Below are 22296 nucleotides of genomic sequence, written 5' to 3'. Positions count from 1 at the left end.
CAAGGCGCGGCACGCTCTTTTTCAATAAACCCGTGGGCCGGGTCAAGGCAAGCCGCCGGGAAGGACCGTCCCCCGCCCCTGCCATCAGCCGTTCTCCGGACCGCCGAATGCTGAGCAAGCGCATCCGCGGGTTGAGAATTCGCACAGGGCATGCTCCCAAATGCGCCTGCCCGCCATCGAAAGCCGCCGCGCTTTACGAAAAGTAAAAAACAGCCTATAGATGTTGTACTTTTGTAACCCCAGAATTCTCCCAGCGGTACACCCCGGACACCCCCGCCGGAGCAATCCCGGACAATACCGGCGCGGCAGGCCCGCGCCGCACAGCCATACCCACAGGTGCTTCATGAAGCAATCCCGCGAGATACTCACCGGTTCATTGTGCGTCACGCTGCTGGCAGCGGCCTTCTGCGTCTGGAGTGCCTTCGGCAATGACGTCAATTTCTGTGTGACCGCCGGTTGTTCCCTGTATCAGGACTTTACCGTGGGCGGCATTTCGCTCTGGTGGATGGGCACGGGAACCTTCGCCCTGCTGGCCCTGCTGGCTTTGCTGGGGGCCGCCGCCGCGGGCCGTCTTCTGGCCGGACTGGCTCTTTTGGGCGATATCTGCCTGTTGCTGCTCATGGCCCTGACCGCGCCCTGCGTGAGCTGCCTGGTGGTGGCCGTGTTCTTCGCCCTGAGCTATCTGGGCTTCCGGCAGGCCGAGCTGGCCCGGGCGCGCGAGCGCGACAGCCATGTCCGCCGCTCCGTGCTGCTCTGGATCTGGGTATTGCTGTTCACTGTCAACGTGGGGGCCGTGGCCCGTTCGCAGGCCGAAGCCTGGCCGATCATGGGGACGAGCGAGGAAGCCACGGTGCGCATGTTCTTCTCTCCCTCCTGCCCGAGTTGCCGCGAAGGCATCAACATCCTGTCCGGCCATGTGGACGTGGCTTTCTATCCCCTGGCCGAAAACGACAACGATGTGTACAAGGTGGCTCAGATGCGCCGCCTGCTGGACGCGGGCATGAATCTGGCCGAGGCCCTGGCCCAGGCCCAGAACGTGGCCGTGCCGCGCGGGCTTGCGTCCTTGAGCCCCGACCTGCTCTGGCTGCGCTTCAAGATGCTGCGCAACAAGGCCCATGTCTTTTCCGCCGGGGCGCAAACCGTGCCCTTCTTTGAATATCACGGCCTGCCCGGCATGCTGGTCAAGCAGCAGGAGCGCGGGCAGCGCCGGTCCCCCGGTTCCGCTTCCGGCCAGACGGAAGGCGGGCCGGGCCTTCCCGCGGCGCAGTCTCCCGTCCTGCCCGCGCCCGATCAAGCCGCCCCGGCAGGTCAGGCCGGCCGGGACGCCGGTCTGCCTCTGGACCCCCAGGTGGCGGGGCAGTGCGGCGGTCCGACCCCCTGTCCCTAGGGCCTGATTGTGTTTGAGCCTTCATGCCCTCGTACGGGCATGCTCCGTACTCTTTTGTTTCGCCGTCCGTCTTCTTTCTTCTCGGGCTTGCCTCCATCTTGTATAAAAATTCACAATTCGAAATCGTCCGGCACGCCTTTTGACGGGCAAAGTTTTTCACGGCATGCAACGCGTCCCCGCCCCGGCCGTTTTGCCAAAAGCGACGCATGCTTGCCCGAGGCACAGGGACCGGGAACAGTGCGCGAAATGACCGAAAGGGCTTGACGCGCTTTGCCCTTCCCCCTTATATGAGGAATCTATATACTTGGCCGTTTGGCTGGAATTCATGAACGCACAAGAAATTTTTCGCAGCCGGAAAAACGATGTGGTCCGCCTCTGGACAGAGGCGGTGTACTCCACCTATCCCTTTGAGACCACCGGATTCCTGCGCACCAAGCAGGACGCTTTCGGCAATCCCGTGGCAAATATGACCAAGGAGGCGGCGGGAACGCTGTACGATGCCGTGGCCGGAGAAGAGGTGGAGGTGGCCACGGTCAAAAACGCGCTGGAACGCTTCGTGAAGCTGCGCGCCGTGCAGACCTTCACGCCGAGCCAGGGCCTGGGGGTTTTTTACCTGATGAAGCCCCTTCTGCGGGAGCGCATTTTGCCTGAGCTGGCCGAACAGGGGGAGCTTGACGCCTATCTCACGGCTGAATCCCGCCTGGACAGCTTGGCGTTGCTGGCCTTCGACATCTATACCGCGGCCCGCGAAACGCTGGCGGAGTCGCGCATCAAGGAAATCCGCAACCAGTACGCCCAACTGGCGCGCTGGGCGCAGACATTGGAGGAAGGCCCGTCCGGCGCGCGTTGACGCGGCGGCGGGAGGCGGCCTGATGCCGAAGCGCGGCGGCGGACAGTGTCCACGGCCGGCTTTTTACTGTGGAACGGCGGCCGGCGACGGCCCGCCGGGCACCCTGAAAAGCCACGCGCGCGGCACGGGAAAACCCGATCCGGGGCGGCGCACGCCGCCGGACAAGCCCCGGCAAAAACACGCGGACGGCAAGGCCCACAGGCGTGTGGGACGCAACGATCTTCCTGAAATCCCCGGCCGGAATCCGCCGGGCGGTTTCAGGATAACTTGTAGTCAAGCGAGGTAGGGAATGTTCTCATCATTACTGCTGGTGCTGCTCATAGGGGCCATCGCCTGGGCGGGAGCGAGCGCGGGACTCGCCCCTCTGTTCGGCGTGGCGCTGCCTTATGTGGCGGTAGTCGTCTTCATCGCCGGGATGGTCTGGCGCATGGTGTACTGGGCCAAATCGCCCGTGCCCTTCTGCATCCCCACCACCGGCGGGCAGGAGCAATCGCTTGATTTCATCAAGCAGAACAAGATCGACTGCCCCAGCACCACCTGGGGCGTTGTAAAGCGGATGTTCCTGGAAGTCTTTTTCTTCCGTTCCCTGTTCCGCAACTCCCTGGCGGACGTGCGCGAAAATGACCCGATCAGCAACGGGCCGCGCAGCGTCTACTATTCCTCCAAGTGGTTGTGGTGTTTCGCCCTGCTCTTCCACTACTGTTTCCTGTTGATCTTTATCCGGCACTTCCGCTTCTTCATCGAGCCCGTGCCGTCCTGTATCACCTTCCTGGAATCCATCGACGGGATCATGCAGGTCGGTTCGCCGCGCTTCTACTGGACCGGCGGTCTGGTGCTGGTGGCCCTGCTTTTCCTGCTGTGCCGCCGCATTTTCAACCACCGCCTGCGCTATCTCTCCCTGCTCAACGACTACTTCCCGCTCTGGCTGCTCATCGGCATCGTGGGCACGGGCCTCTGCCTGCGTTATTTTGATAAAACCGAAATCGCCGAGGTCAAGATCTTCGTCATGGGCCTCACGCACTTCGCGCCCGTGGCGGCCACAGGCATCAACGCCCTGTTCTTCGTGCACCTGACCCTGGTCAGCGTGCTGCTGATCTACTTCCCCTTCTCCAAACTCGTGCACATGCCCGGCGTGTTCTTCAGCCCCACGCGCAACCAGGCCAACAATTCCCGCCGGGTGCGCCACATCAACCCCTGGAATCCGCCCAAGCAGTACTTCACCTACCCCGAGTACGAGGATACCTACCGCGAAGCCATGGCCGAAGCCGGCCTGCCGCTGGATAAGCAACCCGAAAAGGCCGCCGAGTAAGGAGTCGTCATCATGGCAAAGTTACCTACGCCGCAAATGCTCGTCGCCAGCCGCCCGGCCTTTCCGGACAAAAGCTGGCTCGACACCAAGCCTGAATTCATGCCGGGCAGCTTCTGCTATCCGGCCAAAAAAGAGACCATGGAACTCCTGCACATGCCCAATCCTCACGAGTGGGACCCCGCCGCCGAGGACTGGAACCTGCCGGAGAATTGGGAAAAAATTCTCTGTGACGCCTTTGCCGACCGGCTGGAGAAGCACCGCTCGCTGAAGCTGTTCATGGACATCTGCGTGCGCTGCGGCGCCTGCGCGGACAAGTGCCACTTCTTCCTGGGCACCAACGACCCCAAAAACATGCCCGTGCTGCGCGCCGAGCTGTTGCGTTCCCTCTACCGGCGCGACTACACCATGCTCGGCAAGATTCTGGGCAAGAAGGTGGGCGCGCGCGGCTGGGACATGAGCGTGGTCAAGGAGCTCTTCTACTACGCCTACCAGTGTACGGAATGCCGCCGCTGCTCGCTGTACTGCCCCTACGGCATCGACACGGCGGAAATCACCATGATCGTGCGCGAACTGCTGCATGAGGTGGGCCTGGGCATCCACTGGATCATGGACCCGGTCAAAAACTGCAGCTTCACCGGCAACCACCTGGGCATCCAGCCCCATTCCTTTGTGGAAATCGTGGAAATGCTGGCCGACGACTGCGAAACCGTCACCGGCATCCGCCCCAAGACGCCCTTTAACAAAAAGAACGCCGAAATCCTCTTCATCACCCCCTCGGGCGACGTGTTCGCGGATCCCGGCATCTATACCTTCATGGGTTATCTCCTGCTCTTCCACGAGCTGGACCTGGACTACACCCTGTCCACCTACGCCTCGGAGGGCGGCAACTTCGGTTCCTTCACCTCCTTCAACATGGCTAAGAAGCTCAACGCCAAGATGTACGCCGAGGCCGAGCGCCTGAACGTCAAATGGCTTCTGGGCGGCGAGTGCGGCCATATGTGGCGCGTGATCAACCAGTACATGGACACCTACAACGGTCCGGCCCCGGCCAACATGGAAATTCCGGTGTCGCCCATTACCGGCACGGTGTTCAGCAACGCCACCTCCACCAAGATGGTGCATATCGCGGAATTCACGGCCGACCTGATCTACCACAACAAGCTCAAGCTCGACCCGAGCCGCAACGACCATCTGGTGACCACCTTCCACGATTCCTGCAACCCGGCGCGCGGCATGGGCCTGCTGGACGAACCGCGCTACGTGCTCAAGCACGTCTGCAACAACTTCGTGGAAATGCCCGAAAACACCATTCGCGAGCAGACCTTCTGCTGCGGCGCGGGTTCGGGTCTGAACACCGAGGAAATCATGGAGCTGCGCATGCGTTCCGGCATGCCGCGCGGCAACGCCCTGCGTTATGTGCAGCAGAAAGGCGGCGTCAACCACATGGCCTGCGTCTGCGCCATCGACCGCGCCACGCTGCCGCCGCTGGCCGACTACTGGGCGCCCGGCGTGAGCGTGAGCGGCCTGCACGAGCTGGTGGGCAACGCCCTGGTCATGAAGGGCGAGATCAAGCGCACCATGGACCTGCGCCAGGAAGAGCTGCCCAACGTGGCGGAGGACGAGCCGGAGGAAAGCCCGGCGGATGCGCCTGAGGCGCAGGGGGAGGGCCGATAGATGTATAACGCCAAAGCTGTGATCACGGGCATCGTCATTTTTGTGGTGCTGTTCAGCTCTCCCTTCTGGGTGAGCTATCTGGGACAGGACTACAAGAAAACCGACGTGGTGCTGCCCAAGGATGAAAAGAACTGCATCGAGGACGTGGAATTCATGCGCGCCCAGCATATGCGCCTGCTCAACGAGTGGCGCGACGAGGCCCTGCGCAAGGAAAACCGCATCTATGTGTCCGCCAAAGACGGCAAGAAGTGGGTCATCAGCCTGCAGAACACCTGCCTGAAATGCCATAACAACTACAAGGAATTCTGCGAAAAGTGCCACGTGGCCAACAGCGTCTATCCCTATTGCTGGACTTGCCACATTATTCCCACGGAGGGCAAGTGATGAACACGAGCAGAAGAAGCTTTCTGAAAGTGGCGGGGCTTTCGGCCTTTGCCCTGAGCAGCGGGATGGCAAGCCTTGCCGGTACGGCGGGCGCGGCGCGGGCCCAAATCGCGCCCGGCCGTTATGAGAAAGGGGAGCATGCGCTGACCGCCAAGCGTTGGGCCATGGTCATCGACACCCGCCTCTTCCGCGGCCCCGAAGACTACGAGCCGCTGATCGAAGCCTGCCACAAGGTCCACAACGTGCCGCACATTCCCGGCAACCAGGACATCAAATGGTTCTGGCTGGACAAGTACGAGCGCGTTTTCCCGGACGACATGAACGCCCACATCAACGACAAGACGCGCCAGGCCAGCTATCCGCTGCTGTGCAACCACTGCACCAATCCGCCCTGCGTGCGCGTCTGCCCCACCCAGGCCACTTACAGAATGGAAGACGGCATCGTGGCCATGGACTACCACCGCTGCATCGGCTGCCGCTTCTGCATGGCCGGGTGTCCGTACGGGGCGCGTTCCTTCAACTTTGTGGACCCGCGCAAGTATCTTTCGGATCCCGTGCCCAACCCGACCTTTCCCACGCGCATGATCGGCGTGGTGGAAAAGTGCACCTTCTGCGCCGAGCGCCTGGCCGCGGGCCAGATGCCCGCCTGCGTGGAAGCCGCGGGCGGCAAGATTCTCTTCGGCGATCTGGAAGATCCCAATTCAACGGTGCGTCAGGCCCTGGCCGCCAACTACAGTATTCGCCGCAAGCCCAATCTGGGCACGCAGCCCGGCGTCTACTACCTTATTTAGGGAGAACAGGCCATGCTTGAAAAATTGTTTTCCGGTCCCAAGAGCTATTATGTGTGGCTGCTCTTTCTGCTCTGCGTCATCGCGGGCTGCGGCCTTGTCTATCTGGACCAGCTCCAGAGCGGTCTCGGCATCACGGGCATGAACCGTGAGGTCTCCTGGGGACTGTATATTTCGCAGTTCACCTATTTCGTCGGCGTGGCTGCCTCGGCCGTGATGCTGGTCTTGCCCGCCTATTTCCACCACTACAAGAAATTCAAGCGCATGATTATCTTCGGCGAGTTCATGGCCGTGGCGGCCGTGGTCATGTGCGCCCTGTTCATCGTGGTGGACCTCGGGCAGCCCCAGCGCATGCTCAACGTCATGCTCCACCCCACGCCCAATTCGGTCATGTTCTATGACATGATCGTGCTGATCGGCTATCTCTGCCTGAACATCGTCATCGGCTGGGTCACCCTGGAAGCCGAACGCCTGGACGTGGAACCGCCCAAATGGGTCAAGCCCCTGATCTACCTTTCCATTCTCTGGGCTTTCTCCATCCATACAGTCACGGCCTTCCTGTACGCGGGCATTCCGGGCCGCCATTACTGGCTCACCGCCATCATGGCCGCGCGCTTCCTGTCCTCGGCCTTCTGCTCCGGTCCGGCCATCCTGCTGCTCCTGCTCTTCCTGGTGCGCAGGCTGACCGGCTTCGATCCCGGCAAGGACGCCGTCAAGACCCTGTCCACCATCATTGTTTACGCCATGTGCGTGAACGTCTTCTTCTATCTGCTGGAGCTCTTCACCGCCTTTTACAGCCAGATTCCGGGCCACATGGAGCCCATGCTCTTCCTCTTCTCCGGGCATGGCGGCCATCTGGCCTGGGTGAGCTACTGGATGTGGGCGGCCGTGATCATGGCCTTCGCCTCTCTGGCTATCCTGATTCCGCCGCAGTGGCGGACCGGCCCCCTGCTGCCCCTGGCGCTGGTCATGCTGGTGGCCGCCAGCTGGATCGACAAGGGCCTGGGCCTGCTCATCGGCGGTTTCACGCCCAACATGTTTGAAGCCTTCACGCCTTACATGCCCACGGCCAAGGAGATTGCCGTGGCCCTCGGCGTGTACGCCGTGGGCGCGCTGGTGCTCTCCCTGCTCTGGAAGATCGCCTTGGGCGTCAAGCGGGAAGCTCATCATTTCAGTGACTAACCTTCCTGTTCCGCACTGAAACGACGTCCCGCGCCATAACGGCGCGGGACGTCCAGATGATGACAAACCCCGCTTCGCGCGGTTTGCGCCACCAACGGCGGCTAAGCCGCCGGGTGGAAAGGCACGAAAATCAGTCGCTTAACGGCGCGGCAAAGCCGCGACCTGCTCCTGATTTTCGGGGCTGCCGACTTTGTCAGCAGCCTCGACGCCCCGCGCCGTTATGGCGCGGGGCGTCTTCATTTCGCCTTCGCTTTTCCGGCGCGGGGCGCGGCGTTCCCGCCCTCAACAGAGCGGCATGCTTGACTTTCAGGCCGCCTCCTGTGCATAATTGAACTAGCGCATTTTACCCTTGAGCCACGCGTATAACGGCAAAATACGGAAGCCGCTCCCGCCGCAAACCCGTCCGGATTTTCAGAAGGAATCCCCGCAGGGCGGCTTCCCGTCCGTTGCGCCGCCGCTGCTCTTCCGCGCGTCTTGCGGTCCGTCCGGCCGCGAGGACGATGTTGTGCCCATCTTTCGCAAGGAGCCCACGATGCATCAAGCGCTCAAAGAAGCCATTACCATCTGCAAAACTCTGCTGCGCAACGGCTATGACGCGCATGTCATCAACGCGCCCCTGCAGGAGCAACTCCTGCGCGCCGCCCGGCAGCCCGCCGTGGACATTGCCTGCGAGCCGGATATGGACACCCTGGTCAAACTCTTCCCCAAGGCCCGCATGGAGTCGGAAAAGCGTGCGCTGGCCGAACTGGAGGAAAACGGGGTGCTTTTCCGTTTCTATCCGCTGGAAGTGGCGGACGCCGGGCATCCGGAGCTTTCGCTGCTGCGCATCACGCCCAGCATGGCCGCCATGATGGACCCCAAGGAACGCGAGCAACTGCGCATGACCGGTTTCGGCAGCCCGGCCCCCACCGGCGACGCCTATGAGGGCTTCGCGGATTTCAAAGGCGGCACCATCCGGCTCACCGGCCTGCCGGACGAAACCCTGCGTCACAACTACCTGCTGGCCGTGCGGGCCTTGCGCTTCGCGGCCAACTTCGACATCCCCATTGATCCCAACACCTGGATGGCGATTGTGCGCTCCTCGGTGCGCGTGCTGGACTACGTGCCCGCCACGGATATCATGGACGAATGGCGCAAGGTGGCCGCCGAATCCATGTACCGCTTCGTGCGCCTGCTTTACGACGCCCATATCCTCCAAGGCCTGATCCCGGAAGTGGCGGCGCTCTCCTGCGTCTGCCAGGAGCGCGACAGGGACGGCGTGGAGGTGAATGTCTTCGACCACACCCTGGAATGCATGAAACACTACCCGGAAGAAGGTTTCCACTACGACTGGCTGGGCACCATGGCCATGCTCTTTCACGATGTGGGCAAGCTCTTCACCGGTGAATATTTCGACGGCCAGTGGACCTTCTACCAGCACCACCGGGTGGGAGCCAAGGTCACGCGCAAGATCCTGCGCCGCCTGCACTTCGCCCAGGAGGACATCGACCTACTCTGCCACCTGGTGAACCACCACATGCGCTTCCACTTCATGATGACCGACAGGGGTATTCGCCGCTTCAAGGCTCTGGACGAATATCCACGCCTTATCGCCATGGCCCGTGCCGACCTCCAGGCCCGCGAAGGCAGCTATACGTCTTTCAACCACAATATGAAGTACCTGGACCGGGCCGAAACCCCGGAACAGATGCTGGAACCCCTGCTCAACGGCAATGAAATCATGAGCGAAACCCGCTTGGCCCCAGGCCCCATGGTGGGCGTGATCCGCGACGCGTTGCTGCAGGCCCAGATCACGGGCGAAGTGACGGATCTGGAATCCGCCGTGGCCTTTGTGCGGGAATATGCGCGGAAGTCCGTGGGGTAACGGCCTTCCCCTGCCGGAGAGTGGATCTTTAGGCCTGTCCCCTGGATGTCGCGCCGCGTGCCCCGCGGACGCGGAGCCTACGGCGTGCCGGGCGCAATAAAAGCCGACCGAGCGACAAGCCCATGCCGCCGGGCAGGACAAGCCAATGACAAACCTCCTCAATTATACCCTTCCCGAACTCACGGACTGGATGCAGACCGAGCTGGGCGAGCCCAAATTCCGGGCCGTGCAGGTCTGGCAGTGGATCTGGCAGAAGATGGCCCGCGATTTCGAAGCCATGAGCAACGTCTCCAAAGCCTGCCGGGCCCGCCTGGCGGAAACGGCTCGCATCGGCTGGCCAGAAGTGGCCCGCGTGCAGGAAAGCAGCGACGGCACCACCAAGTTTCTGCTCCGCCTGGAAGACGGCGCGCTGGTGGAGACAGTGCTGATTCCCTCGGATTCCCGCGAAGGCGTGCGACGCTGGACCCAGTGCCTGTCCTCGCAGGTGGGCTGCGCCATGGGCTGTACCTTCTGCGCCACGGGCGGCATGGGTTTTGAGCGGAATATGACCATGGGAGAAATTCTGGGCCAGATTCTGGTCGCCCGCGAGCATCTGGGCGACAACCGTCCCGACTGGCCCGTGCTGCGCAATCTGGTCTTCATGGGCATGGGCGAGCCTCTGCTCAATCTGCGCGAGGTCATGCGCGCCCTGCAAAGCCTGAACAACGACAAGGGGCTCAATTTCTCGCCGCGCCGGATCACGGTTTCCACCTGCGGCATTGAAAAGGGCCTGGCCGAGCTGGGCGCCAGCGGCCTTGCCTATCTGGCCGTATCCCTGCACGCGCCCAATCAGGAACTGCGCGCCCGGATCATGCCCAAGGCCGCGCGCTGGCCTTTGGACCAGCTGCTGGCCGCGCTCAAGTCCTATCCGCTGAAGACGCGGGAGCGAATCACCTTTGAGTACCTGCTGTTGGGCGGGATCAACGACGGACCGGGGCAGGCCGAGGAACTGGCCCGGCTGGTAGCCGACATCAGGGGCAAGCTCAATCTCATCGTGTACAATCCCGCCGAGGGCGCGCCCTACGCGGCCCCGGATGAGGCACGCGTGCTGGCCTTTGAGCAATGCCTCTGGAAGCGCCGCATCACGGCCATTGTCCGCAAGAGCAAGGGGCAGGACATCAAGGCCGCCTGCGGGCAGCTCAAGGCGGCGTCCACCGGCGACGCCTGACCGTCCCTCTGGAATAAAAGCCGCCGCCCGCCTTCTGCCTTTCCTGGAGCAAATCACCCATTTCAAATCTGAATTGCTCTGGTGTCCGCATACGCGGACACCAGAACCCAAGTGCAAGGAAGCGGCCGGAGACGGCGGGCAGCCGTGTCTGTTAACCCAAAAGGGCTTCGGACATCGAGGGCGGCGATAAACCGTGTTTCAGGCGGCGCGGCGTTTGAAATATGTGTGTGACATTCAAACGCAACAGACTGTACTTGCCCGTTTCAGCCGCCACGGAAGCGGTATGGCGTGTTTCAATGTATCGCCGGGATCCCGCGCGATTTACGCCTGCGCGCGGTCGGCAACAGTCTGACCCAGCGGCCGCGTCCCAGAAGACGCAGGCAGCCATGGACCAAAAGAAGCAGGGGCAGGGCCAGGGCGCAGAGCAAATGACTGAGTTTGATGACGGCGTATGTCGCGCCGTATACGGAAAACCCCGGCAGATTATGCAGGATCAGCAGCAGGCCTGTGACGGCCAGGACCAGCAGCAGAGCCACCCGCAGGCCGCCCCAGCGAGTCAGCGCGTAGTCCTTCCGCCCCAGTGCGCCCCAGACCACCGCCGCGTACGTGCCCAGCAGAAGCAGGGCTGCCGCCGACCAGTAATGCGCCACTGTGGGCGAGGCACGCCAAGTGTTGATCAGCCCGTAGCGGAAAGCAAAGGGCAGATGGGCCAGGCCGCTCACAATGGCGGCCAGCATGCAGGCCGCCCAGAGCAGCTTGAAAAAAGCCGAGAACAGACGCGGATCTTCTTTCACGGCCGCCGCCTTTTCTGTTTTTCCCGCCAGATGCGCAGCCAGGCCAGGGCCGCTCCGGCCAGCGGGGCCAGCAGCACCGTGCCCAGCAGACGGTTTTCCTTGTCCATGCTGGCTCCGGCCGGGCGCAGGCTGGGACGGCCGTAACCGATCTGATCCTCGCGCAGCAGCCCCGCTTCCATGTCGCGAAAGGCCAGCGAGGAAACATAGAGAGTATTGGTGCCCCCGTTTTCATTGAGACCGAAAATATCGCCCTTGCGTTCCTCCGCCATGGTCCGGGCCGCACGCACCATGTCCTCGCGCGGCCCTATGCGCTGAGCCTGACTCGGGCAGGCCGCAATGCAGGCGGGCGGTTTTCCCTCTGCCAGCAGATCCTGACAGTAATCGCATTTGAACATCTGGCCGTTGCCCACATAGCGAGGCGCAAAGCTGAGATACGGCCCCACACCGGACTGCCGTCGAGGGATCATCCAGGGGCAGGCGCGGTCGCACTGGCCGTCGCCCATGCAGCTGCGGTGGTCGATATACACCGCTCCGTTGGCGCGCTGCCGGGCCGCGCCCGTGGAGCAGAGATTGGCGCAGGGGGGATTGATGCAATGCATACAGCGCCGGGGCAGAAAGACCTTGCGCGCCCCGGCCTCGGTCTGCACCGTGCAGGATTGAAGGTAGAGCCAGTTGTACGGCGTGAGCCGGTCGGTGACGTCACGCTTGCCGGACCAGTCCTGGATGCGTATCCAACTCGGGTAGGGTTGGGGCGGCTGCCGGACCGGCAGGGGCACGCCCTCCAGATTACGGTCCCGGCAGGCCCGCACACAGGCCCCGCAGCCGTCGCAGGCGTCCACGTCAATAAGCGTGGTCAGCGGCTCACCGGCAAGGCCTCCGGCTTTGGCCGCAACGGGAGTCGGCGCGGACGGCAGCGTTCCGCCCAGCAACAGGCTCGCGGCGCCCTGAAGAAAGCGGCGGCGCTGAAAAAAACGATTTTTCCCCACAGTCCTTTATTCCTTATGCCCGGCCGCACCGTCGGCGGCAACCTCAAGCATACAAAGCAAGTTATCCCCGAGCGGCTCGCCGCGTCAACTGAACGGAGTCAGGCAACCGTCAGCGGCGCGACCTCGTCCTTTTCAAAGGGCGGCGGCGGCCGCCAGAGCCAGAACAGGGCCAGCAGCGGCACAAGACCGGCCAGTTCGGCCAGTTCGCGCGGCAAAGCCAGTCCCACGCCCCACCACAGCGCGACGCTGGCGGTGGCGGCTCCCAGCATCAAGGCCCACTGGGCCAGGCTCATGGGCTTGGCCGCCCACTGGAAGAAACTGACGGTCAGGATGGCCACCCAAACCTTGGTAATGGTCAGGGAAAGGGCAGCGCCCTCCAGGGGCATGGCCGGGATCAGCGTGAAGCAGCAGACAATATTGAGCACCAGGCCGCTGAGATAAAAGCACAGCAGAAGTTTGTGCCGACGCATGCCGATCATGGCGTATGCCGCCAGATTATGCAGGAAAGCCGTTGCCAGGCAAGGCGTGAGCAGGCGCTGGGCCGTCACCGCGCTGGCGTAGTTCGGGCCGTAAATCAGGGGCAGAAAGCGGTCGCTCTCCACGCAGATCAGAAAAATCACCGGCAATGAGGCCGCCCAGAGCGTGCGCGCGGTTTGCCCGGCCAGGCGTCTGAAAGCTTCGCGGTCCCGGTGCCAGGACTTGGCCAGCAACGGAAAGATCACCTTGCCCAGCAGCGCGCTGGAAACCAGCACGGAAAGGCCTTCCACGGTTTCCCAGGCCACGCCGTAGCCGCCCACATCCGCGTCGCCGCCGTACTGTTTGAGGAAGATCACGTTGATCTTGTTGTAAAACATGGCGCAGGCCGCCATGCAGGTAAAGATCAGCCCGCTCTTCATCTGCCGGGCCAGATCCAGCATGCCGCTCGTGCCCACCCCGACCAGGGGATTGCGGCCAAGGGCGCTCAGGGCCAGAGCGATGCAAAGCAGGGATTCCAGGGGTTTGTAGAGAGCTATGAGGATGGGCGGCGCGTGCAGCAACACGCAGGCAATGCCGTAGCCGATGCCGATGAGGGCTGACGGCACGCGGATGCGCATTTCCACATCCTGCCTTCCACGGGCCTGGCAGAGCGCGAAAAAGGAATCGCTGAGCGCGTCCAGCCCCAGACCGGCGGCAATGCAGAACACGATCAGGCGCAATTCCGGCGTGTAGTGCTGCCAGCCGGTGATCAGCCAGGTGACGCCCAAAGCGGCCAGCAGCACGACCATTTTGAGCCAGCTCACCTCGCCCAGCAGCGCTCGGGGCCGCCCTTCACGCCGGGCAAACGTGGAAAGCAAAAAATCATTGAGTCCCACGTCGGCCACGGTTTTGACAAGATAGCCGTAGGTCAGGGCCAGAACGATCTGGCCCATGATGTCCGGACTGCGACGCGCCAGCAGAATGGTGAAAATGGTCCAGGAAAGATCGCGCGTCCACTGCGCGCCCAGAATATAGCCGAGCCGTCGGGGAATGCTTTTCAGCTTCATGGAGGCGGCTTACCTGCCGCCGCTGAAGCGCACCACGGCCTTGAAGCCGGGCTTCAATTCAAGGTCGGGATTGGGCACGGTCAGCTCCACCGTATAATAGGAAGGATTGCCGACGTTCATGTCGTTGGAGACCCAGGAAATCTCATTGACCGTGGCCGTGAATTTCCGGTTGCCCAGGGACGGAATTTCAACTTCGGCGGTGTCGCCCTCCTTGATGCCGCTCACCTCGGCCTCATAGACCGGCACCTGAATCAGCACGGGATTGAGCTGACCCACGCGAATGGGCATGGTGCCGGCGGCCAGCACCGTGCCGGGGTTGAGCGTGGAGTCCAGGGAAAGCACATAGCCCTTGATGGGCGAGGTCAGCACCAGAGTGACGGGCAGTTGTTCGCCCTCCTTGATGGGCACGCCGTAATACCCTTCCAGCTCCTTGAGGCGGGAGGCGAAGTTGCTTTCGGTTTTCTGGATGGTGGTGCGCAACAGCTCGATGCGGCGCTTGAGGGAATCCACATCGTCCTCCAGCCGGTTCAGGGCCTGGCGGGACCCCAGGCCGGAGGCCACCAGCTGGCGCGCCTTGTTACGCTGGGCCGTGGTCTCGGCCAGCTGCCGTTCAAAGTCCAGCACCTGGCCCTTGAGATTCTCGGTAGCCGCGCCGATGGTCACTTCGCGCTGCAAAATCCGTTCAGCCTCTTCCTGCAGATGGTAGCGCAGGAGCGGCGAGCCTTTTTCCACGGCGTCGCCGGGCTTGACCAGCACTTCGTCCACCACCGCGTTGAAGGGAATGGGCACGGCGCGGGTTACGGTGGTGACCACCTTGCCGGTCAGAATGGTAGTGGATGTAGCGGATTCGGCGGCCAGGGCCGGGCCGGAAGCGACCGGCCAGAGGGCGGCCCAGAGCAGCGCGGCCAACGCGACCAGTGCGGCACGGAAGACCCGGGACACACGGGTTGGGCGGCCCGGGCAATGCGCGCGCTGAAGAAAACACGAAGGGGAAATAAGGGACGGCATCACATGAACTCCTTGGCGGGCAGGCCCAGGAAACGCTCTTGCAGCAGATTGGCGACGTACATCCATTCCAGATTGGCCAGCTTATACTCCAGCTCCGCCTCAATATAAGCGATGCGGGCGTTGGCCATGGCCTCCTGGCGCTCTGCCACTACGGGCAGCTGTTCCGTGCCTTCGTTGAAGGAAATACGGGCTTCCTTGTACTGCAGTTCGGCCGTGCCGAAGCGGGTCTTGGCCAGCTTGAGCTGAGTTTCAGCCAGAGCCACGCGCTGCTCGGCCTGCAGCCAGGTATTGGAATAATCCGTGCGTTTGCGGGCCATTTCGTGGAAGGCCTGGGCCTTCTGCATGCGGGCGGTCTGCACGCCGCGATAGCGGCGGCCCCAGTCCAGCAGCGGGAAGTCAAAAGTCAGGTGCAGGAAGGTGTCTTCCTGGCCGCTGACCGGCTGATACTGCCCGGCCGGGGGGCTGTTGTTGATCTGGATGGACATGTCCGGGATATACTGAGCCCAGGCCACCATGATATTGTAGTCGCCCAGTTTGACCTGGGCGCGCAGCAGCAAGTCATCCTCGGTGGCGGGCCAGCGCTCTTCCCACTTCAATCCGTGCCCGTCAAAACCGGCCAAAATCCCGTTGGCGCTTTCCGTATCCACGTTCAGGCGCTGCTGCGGCTCCACCCCGGCCAGAATCTTGAGCTGGGTGCGCTGCATGATCTCTTCCATCGTGGTCTTTTCGACGGTCAGTTCCAGCTCGCGCTGATGCTGGGTCGCCAGATTGAGCGACACGCCCTGGCGTCCTTCCACGGACTCCACCTGCTGCCAGTAGGAAATCAGTTCCTTGCCCACGGGCAGAAGTTCCTTCTGGGCGGCCACGATGTTGCGCTGGGCCTGAAGCTTCAGATAAGCCTGGGCGATTTTGTAAATGGCCTCGCCGATGGCCTTGCGGTGCGTGGAAATGGCCAGATTGACCATGATCTTCTGCACCTGATGCTCGAAATAGGTCGCCACCGGATTGGGAAACGCGGCGTAAAAGCCCACTTGCAGCTTGGTCCGCCCGTAATCGCCGGGCGTATCCTTGCTGTCCATGTTCAACCGGGTCAGGTTGTTGGAGACCTGCAGCGTCATGCGCGGCTCGGGCAGATACTTCCAGACCGCGTCGGTGAGGGCCACGCGTTTGATTTCCAGGTTCACGGCGCTGTTGACCAGCAGGGGCGACTGCTGGATGGTCAGAAAGACGCAGTCCTCAAAGCCGAAGGTTTTGCCCGCGTCGTACAGATTGGGCACGGCGGCTTCCAGCTTGGTCTTGTTTTCCACGGGTACGCCCGGCGCTTCTTCCAGCCAGTGCCTGGCCGGCAGTTCCGGCGACTTGAGCCCGGCCTTGTTGGAAGCGCAGGCCGGGAAAAACAGGGTCAGGGCCATGAGCAACGGCAGAAAGGAGCGCGCTGACGGCGTGGGTAATGCGAAATGCGGCATCGGTGATGACCCTTTGCGGGCTTGCGCCGGAAAGCGGCGCCGCGCCATGTCAAGGTTGCGCAACGACGGCGGACGGCGGCTCCTGTTCAAGAGACGCCGTGTCCAGCCGGTCAAATTCCAGGTGATGGAGGGTCAGCAACACGCGCTCCCGCGCGTCGGAAATCTGGGCGTCAAAGCGCTGCAGCCTGCCGTCGGCCCAGGAACGCCGCAATTGCAGACGCCAGGGCCCCTTTGCCCCGCGCTCGCCGCCGAAACGAATGAAACCGGCCGCATTGAGCCGCCAGCGGCGTAATTCAGCGGCCATGGCGACACCGTCCGCGCGCACCGGGCCGCTCCCTTGCCGGGCCAGGGCCAGCGACGCGGCCTGCACGATCCCCTCCACCATACACAGGCAATCAGTATAGCCCCAATTGCCTTCGGGGGCAATGGGCTCTTCCGGCGCGGACAAAGCGGCCCGGTACATATCTTCGGGCAGAACCGCAAAACCGGACAGCAAGCGCCAGGGAGCGTCCAGCCCCAGCGCATCGTAAAATACGGCCAATTCCTCCCGGCCCTCTCCGTCCGCCGGCTTTTCATTGACGCCGCCGGCGGCGGGCCAGAGCGGGGGCACTTCGGCGGGAGCAGCGGCCAGCAGCACCATGCCTTCAGCCACCGGCGCGTACTGTTCCGTGTGGCGGCCGTTGCCCGTCAGTTGACGGACCGCGAGATCCGCGCGGCACATACGGGTCATGACCCGGTCGTGCATCAGCCAGGGCCGGGCTTCCACGGTAAGGCGGCATTCACGGGTAATGCCGGGCGGCAGCAGGGGCGGCTCATGAAAGCGCACGTCGGACAGGCCGGTGACAGCCAGCCAGGGCAGGAACAGGCGGGAACCTTCCAGCAGGGCCTGAAGGGCGCGGCTGACCGGCAGCCAGGGCGCGGATGCCTGTACGGCATTGGAACCCCGCCCGCCGTGGGCGGAAAGCGCCGGGTCCGCGAAACGGGAAAACTGGCAGGCCCCTTGGAACAGGGTGGCCGTGGGCCGGAGCGGCGGCTGCGGATCGGGAAAAACCAGCGGGAAAAACTCCGGCCTTTCCAGCAGGGGCAGGGCGCGCGGCGCGCAGTCCGGGCGCAGGGCATTTTCCCGGCCCCAGATCACCCTTTCGCACTCCCCGCGCAGCAGCTCGCGGGCCAGCATGTCGCCCAGCTCATTCAATCCGGCCCGTTGGCCGTCATCCAGCAGATCAACGGCGCGGCAGGCAAAGCCGCCCTCGCGGGCCAGAGCGCCCAGGCGGTCGGACAGGCGCGCGGACGAGAGCCCGGCGGCAAAAGCCCGCTCCACGGCGGCGGGCGTCAGGGGCACGCGATTGAAGCAGCAGGCGTAGCGCAGCCCGTGCGCCAGCGCCGGACGCAGACAGTCCTCCAGCAGGGCCGGAGCGGCATCATTGCTCTCGGGCGCGGGCGCGAAAAAGACGCCGTCCACCCGTCCTTCCCCGGCGGCAAGGCGGCGGAAGGCAGCGCGCAGACTTTCGGCGTCCGGCCTTTCGGCACCGGCAAACGCCAGCGGCGTGAGACGCGCGCCCGCCCTGGCCAGAGGCGCGCAGGCGTCCAGCAAATCCAGGGGCGGCGCCAGCGTGCAGCCCAGCGGCGCAAGACCGCTCAGCAACTGCGGCAGCAGATCCCGGTCAAACACGCAGAGCGCCACCACATCGCCGCGCCGCAACGGCAGTCCCTGGCCGCAGGGATCCAGAGGCAGAGGGGACGGGCAGGGCTTCACGGACGATGGGGCATCGCCCCCGTCCGCATGCGGCGGGCGGGGCGCGAAGCGGCAGAGGGGAGCCAGAGCGCGGTTCCGGGCATATTCAGGCGCGGGCTTATGTTCCGGGCCGGGCGAGGACTCCCCGGCTTTCCGTTCCGCGTCGGCCTTTGCGCAGGTCTTCGCGCCGGTCAGGGCGCGGGCCAGATCCCCGATGGTCGCCACCTGCAAGAGGTCCTCAAAATTGACGCTCAGGCCCAGGCGCTGTTCGGCCTCCTGGAGGATCAGGGGAAAGCGGCTCGAACGCAAGGCCAGATCGTAGCGCAGGTCCATCTCGGGCCGTAGTTCCTCCACAGGCCTGCCGCTGGCTTTTGCCAGCACTTCGAGCACAATGTCCATCTGGCCGGAAGTGACGCCGGACGCGGCGCGCTCCGGGGCGGCCGTGCCCGAGGCCGCCGGAACTCCGCACGGCGCGGTGCTCTCCCGCGCCGCTACGCTTCGCCCGCCCACGGCCCTGGCGCGGATGGCCGCCCACGGCAGATGGCCCAGAGCATACAGCCGGGCGCAGGCCTGGCGCAGCCCTTCGGTTTCCCTGCCTTTTCGCCCGGCGGAAAAGCACAGCGCGCGCGGCTCGATATCCCCCACCAGACCGCAGAGCGTATCCTGCGGCCCCAGTTCCAGAAAATGGCGGATGCCGTCCCGCTCCCACATGGCGCGCACGCCTTCCACCCAGCGCACGGAATTTTCGTCCAGATCCGTGATGTAGCGGCAGATGTCCGGCTGGTCCTGGGGATAAAAGCCGGTGGTGATGTCGCTGAGCATGGGCAGGCGCGGCGCGTGCATTTCAAGAGCATTCAGCCGCCGCTGGGAAAGGTCGCGCAGCACGCGCATGCTCGGATGATGAAACGCCAGGCTGACATTGAGCATGATGGCCGGGATGCGCCGCTTACGCAAATGTTTGCGGGCTTCCAGCAGAACCTCGCGCGGCCCGCTCAGAATGAACTGCCGGGGGGTATTGTAGTTGGAAACATAGAGCGCGGGCCAGGTCTTGCGGGCCTCCTCAATGACGTCCGCTTCGGCGTGCACGGCCATCATGCCGGTTTCGCGCGTGGCCTTGGCCTCCAGCTCGGCCATGTGCACGGCGCGGGTGTCCAGGATGTACCAGGCCACCTCCGGCTCATAAATGCCCGCGAAACAGAGCGCGATGAGCTCACCCAGGCTGTGCCCGCACATCAGGGCCGGAGCGAGCCCCAGCGAGACGAACTGGCTCCACTGGGCGTATTCCAGCAGAAAAAGGTAAGGAATCTGCCAGCGGGTGAGGCTGATCTTCTCCACATCCGTCTCGTCCATGAGCGCGAGCACATCCCAGTCGGCCACCGCCGCGATGCGCTCCATGGCCGCCCTGGCCGCCGGGAAATTGTCGTACAGCTCGCGCCCCATGCCCGGCCAGACCGCGCCCAGGCCGCAGCACATGACCGCCAGCGGCGGCGCCGGCATAGCCGGGACGAGCCACAGGCCGCGCGCCTCCAGGGCGCTGACGGCCCCGGCGTCCGGGCTTGCGCCCAGACCCAGAAGCTCCTGCCGCCAGAGCGGGTTGATTCCGGCCAGCCGCCAGTCCAGGCCGTTCTGGCGCAGATCCACATAGCGCACGCCGTCCAAGACCAGTTCGTCCGGCGCCGCGGTCTCCCGCGCGGCTCCGCCGCCGAATGCGCCGACGCCCCCGGCCAGGGCCGGAGCGCGGTCCGGAGATCTCAGGGACGGTCCGGATGATGCGGCTGACGCCGTTTCCCCGGGCGTCAACCGCCGCAGAAGCAACGGCTCACAGATCCAGCCGCCGGCACCCGCTTCGTTCCCTTGCGGACGACAGAACACTAGAGCCAGCCGGGCATGCGCGTTTTCCGCCAGAAAACGGTCCGCCTCTTCCAGCAGTTCCGGACTGAAATCCGTTGTCAGCAGGCGCGGCGTGCCGATAAGGGCGGAACCCGCTTCATCTCCGGCGAGATGCTCTTGCAGGGCGCGTGAAAAAACGGCAGCGTCCGCGAAAAAAGACCGGGAAGGCGCAATGCCGACCCAGAGGGCCATGGACGCGCCGCGCGCCGCGCTCCGGCGCAGCAGGCTCAGGCAGGGCGCGGCCAGGCCAGGCGCGGCATCCGCTTCCGAACCGCCGACGGGCAGAAGGACGCGCCGGAAGGTTTCCAGCGCGAGCGACGCGGAAGGCGCGGCAAGGGAGGCGGTTATGGCATCGTCGTTGTGCATGGCGGCCTTTGAAGCGCCGCCGCAAAAGCGCGCGGAACATCCGGCGGGGTCTTGCGGAGCGGACGAAAAATGCTTGGGTCAGCCCTCGTTAAAATGCCGTCCGCGAAAAGCTGAATTTTTTCTGGCGGCAAGGCGCAAAACGGAAATCGGGCGAAGCTGTATTGAAATACCGCAAGGTCGATTTTCGCTTTGCAACGCCGCCGCACGGAAAAAGGCGGTTTTGCGGCAGGCGGTTTAATGAGGGTTGACCCTAGGGCATATCCAGGCTGTTGTCCAGCCCGGGGCATGAGCTTTGGACATCGCCGAAACCCGCCGGGCGGAGCGATATTTCCTGCCGCTTTCCGCGCATTACGGGCTTGCCTTGCGTTCCGGCTTCGGCTATACTGAATCGTTACAAAGATGTGCCGAATCAGCGGCACCACATCACGCCGGCCCCTGATCCGGCAAATTCCGGACAATTCGCGAGGATAAGGCATGAAGAACAACCATTCCTGTCAGGCCGGCTCCACAACGGCGGAACAGCGCGCCGTTGCGCCAAAGAGCTGCGCTTCCGGCTTCAACCGCATGCGTTCCAAGCTCTCCTTCGAGCGGCTTGTGGAAATGGCCAGCCAAATGGGGATGGATAATCCTCTCTTTGTTTGCCACGATCGGGCGGCCAAAGCCACCACGCTGATCAACGGCAAAGAATTCATCAATTTTTCCACCTACGATTATCTGGACATCAACGCCCATCCCGAAATCACCGAAGCCGTGACCAAAACGGCCGGCCTTTTCGGCACTTCGGCCGGGGCCAGCCGCCTGGTGGGCGGCGAGCGTCCGCCCCACCACGACCTGGAGCGCGCTCTGGCCGACCTGTATGAGGTGGAGGACTGCATCGTCTATGTCAGCGGGCACGCGGCCAACGTCTCCACCCTGGGCTTCATGTTCGGCCCGCGCGATGCCATTTTTCACGACGGCCTGGCCCACAATTCCCTGATTCAGGGCTCGCGCCTTTCCGGCGCGGCGCGTTACTCCTACGTCCACAATGACTGCGATGCCCTGGAGGAGATGCTTAAAGCCCATCGCAACGAGCACAAATACGCGGTCATCGTTACCGAAGGTCTGTTCAGCATGGACGGCAATATCCCGGACCTGCCCCGGATCATTGAGCTCAAAAAGAAATACGACTGCATGCTCCTGGTGGACGAAGCCCACTCTTTGGGCGTGCTGGGCAAGACCGGACGCGGCGCGCGCGAATATTACGGCATCGACCCCACGGACGTGGACATGTGGATGAGCACCCTGTCCAAGGCCATGTGCGGGTGCGGCGGCTTCATCGCGGGCCGCAGCGACTTGATAAAATTTCTCAAGTACGGTTCGCCGGGCTTCGTATTCAGCGTGGGCATGCCCCCGGTCATTGCCACGGCCTGCCGCAAAGCGCTGGAAATCATGCTGCGCGAGCCCGAGCGGGTGCATAAGCTCCAGCGCATCAGCCGGTATTTTCTCGAATACGCCCAGAGCAAGGGCCTGGATACCGGCGCGGCCCAAGGCTATGCCGTCGTGCCCGTCATTGTCGGCGACTCCATGGTTTCCGGCTTCCTGTCCCAGCAGCTCTTCAAGCGCGGCATCTACGTCATGCCCGTCTCCTTCCCGGCGGTCAAGGAAGGCACGGCACGGCTGCGCTTCTTTATTTCCGCGGCCCACACCGAGGAACACGTCCGCAAAACCCTGGACGCCGTGGTGGAAGAATTGCCCAAAGCCCAGGCCATTGTGGAAAAATACCGGCGCGAGCATCAGGACGAAGCACAGGGCGATTAGAGGCTGTCGTCATGAGATGGATTTTCGTGTTATATCAAGGGGAAAGAACCTTTTATGAAGAAAGGGTGCTCTCCGGTACCCGATCA

At 63.5% G+C, this 22296-nt stretch carries 16 protein-coding genes; 10 read left to right on the top strand and 6 right to left on the bottom strand.

Annotation, left to right across the window (positions count from 1 at the left end; genetic code table 11):
* Positions 1–343: 343 nt before the first annotated feature.
* The 9 genes from KH208_RS00235 to rlmN all read left to right on the top strand — a co-directional run bounded on the left by KH208_RS00235 (position 344) and on the right by rlmN (position 10645).
* Complete coding sequence (locus tag KH208_RS00235; protein WP_291432852.1) at positions 344–1387, top strand: hypothetical protein; 1044 nt, start codon at positions 344–346, stop codon at positions 1385–1387.
* 325 nt (positions 1388–1712) lie between these two features.
* Positions 1713–2237, top strand: coding sequence for an RsbRD N-terminal domain-containing protein (locus KH208_RS00230; protein ID WP_008683467.1), 525 nt, complete (start codon positions 1713–1715; stop codon positions 2235–2237).
* 289 nt (positions 2238–2526) lie between these two features.
* Positions 2527–3546: a sulfate reduction electron transfer complex DsrMKJOP subunit DsrM gene (dsrM, locus tag KH208_RS00225; RefSeq protein ID WP_008683465.1), complete on the top strand. Its 1020-nt coding sequence runs from the start codon at positions 2527–2529 to the stop codon at positions 3544–3546.
* 12 nt (positions 3547–3558) lie between these two features.
* On the top strand, positions 3559–5220 hold the full coding sequence (gene dsrK, locus KH208_RS00220) for a sulfate reduction electron transfer complex DsrMKJOP subunit DsrK (RefSeq protein ID WP_291432851.1): 1662 nt from the start codon (positions 3559–3561) through the stop codon (positions 5218–5220).
* Positions 5221–5604 (top strand): sulfate reduction electron transfer complex DsrMKJOP subunit DsrJ, encoded by a 384-nt coding sequence (dsrJ, locus tag KH208_RS00215; protein ID WP_008683462.1) that lies wholly within the window; start codon positions 5221–5223, stop codon positions 5602–5604.
* A complete protein-coding gene (gene dsrO, locus KH208_RS00210) occupies positions 5604–6395 on the top strand; it encodes a sulfate reduction electron transfer complex DsrMKJOP subunit DsrO (protein WP_291432850.1) in 792 nt (263 codons plus the stop codon). The genes dsrJ and dsrO overlap by 1 nt, the downstream gene beginning before the upstream one ends.
* 12 nt (positions 6396–6407) lie before the next feature.
* Positions 6408–7574: a sulfate reduction electron transfer complex DsrMKJOP subunit DsrP gene (dsrP, locus tag KH208_RS00205; RefSeq protein ID WP_291432849.1), complete on the top strand. Its 1167-nt coding sequence runs from the start codon at positions 6408–6410 to the stop codon at positions 7572–7574.
* Positions 7575–8106: 532 nt separating this feature from the next.
* On the top strand, positions 8107–9438 hold the full coding sequence (locus KH208_RS00200) for an HD domain-containing protein (RefSeq protein ID WP_291432848.1): 1332 nt from the start codon (positions 8107–8109) through the stop codon (positions 9436–9438).
* 145 nt (positions 9439–9583) lie between these two features.
* Positions 9584–10645, top strand: a complete 1062-nt coding sequence (rlmN, locus tag KH208_RS00195; protein WP_291432847.1) for a 23S rRNA (adenine(2503)-C(2))-methyltransferase RlmN — start codon at positions 9584–9586, stop codon at positions 10643–10645.
* Between the two features lie 293 nt (positions 10646–10938).
* Here rlmN and KH208_RS00190 read toward each other — a convergent pair whose 3' ends face one another.
* The 6 genes from KH208_RS00190 to KH208_RS00165 form a co-directional block, all read right to left on the bottom strand.
* Complete coding sequence (locus KH208_RS00190) at positions 10939–11439, bottom strand: FeS-binding protein (protein ID WP_291432846.1); 501 nt, start codon at positions 11437–11439, stop codon at positions 10939–10941.
* Entirely contained in the window at positions 11436–12425 is a 990-nt protein-coding gene (locus KH208_RS00185) for a 4Fe-4S dicluster domain-containing protein (RefSeq protein ID WP_291432845.1), read from the bottom strand. The genes KH208_RS00190 and KH208_RS00185 overlap by 4 nt, the downstream gene beginning before the upstream one ends.
* Positions 12426–12523: 98 nt before the next feature.
* Entirely contained in the window at positions 12524–13948 is a 1425-nt protein-coding gene (locus tag KH208_RS00180; protein WP_291432843.1) for an oligosaccharide flippase family protein, read from the bottom strand.
* A gap of 9 nt (positions 13949–13957) precedes the next feature.
* Positions 13958–14890, bottom strand: coding sequence for an efflux RND transporter periplasmic adaptor subunit (locus KH208_RS00175; protein WP_291432842.1), 933 nt, complete (start codon positions 14888–14890; stop codon positions 13958–13960).
* 65 nt (positions 14891–14955) lie between these two features.
* A complete protein-coding gene (locus KH208_RS00170; protein WP_291432841.1) occupies positions 14956–16422 on the bottom strand; it encodes a TolC family protein in 1467 nt (488 codons plus the stop codon).
* A 49-nt stretch (positions 16423–16471) separates the two neighbouring features.
* Entirely contained in the window at positions 16472–20413 is a 3942-nt protein-coding gene (locus KH208_RS00165; protein ID WP_291432840.1) for an acyltransferase domain-containing protein, read from the bottom strand.
* 474 nt (positions 20414–20887) lie between these two features.
* Here KH208_RS00165 and KH208_RS00160 point away from each other — a divergent pair, with 474 nt between their 5' ends.
* Entirely contained in the window at positions 20888–22210 is a 1323-nt protein-coding gene (locus tag KH208_RS00160) for an aminotransferase class I/II-fold pyridoxal phosphate-dependent enzyme (protein WP_291432838.1), read from the top strand.
* Positions 22211–22296 lie beyond the last annotated feature (86 nt).

Origin of the sequence: Desulfovibrio sp., assembly GCF_018379785.1 — a bacterium.
In the GTDB taxonomy this organism is placed as follows: Bacteria; Desulfobacterota; Desulfovibrionia; order Desulfovibrionales; family Desulfovibrionaceae; genus Desulfovibrio.
Note: the sequence above shows the minus strand (reverse complement) of the source record. Positions and strands in the feature narration are given on the sequence as shown.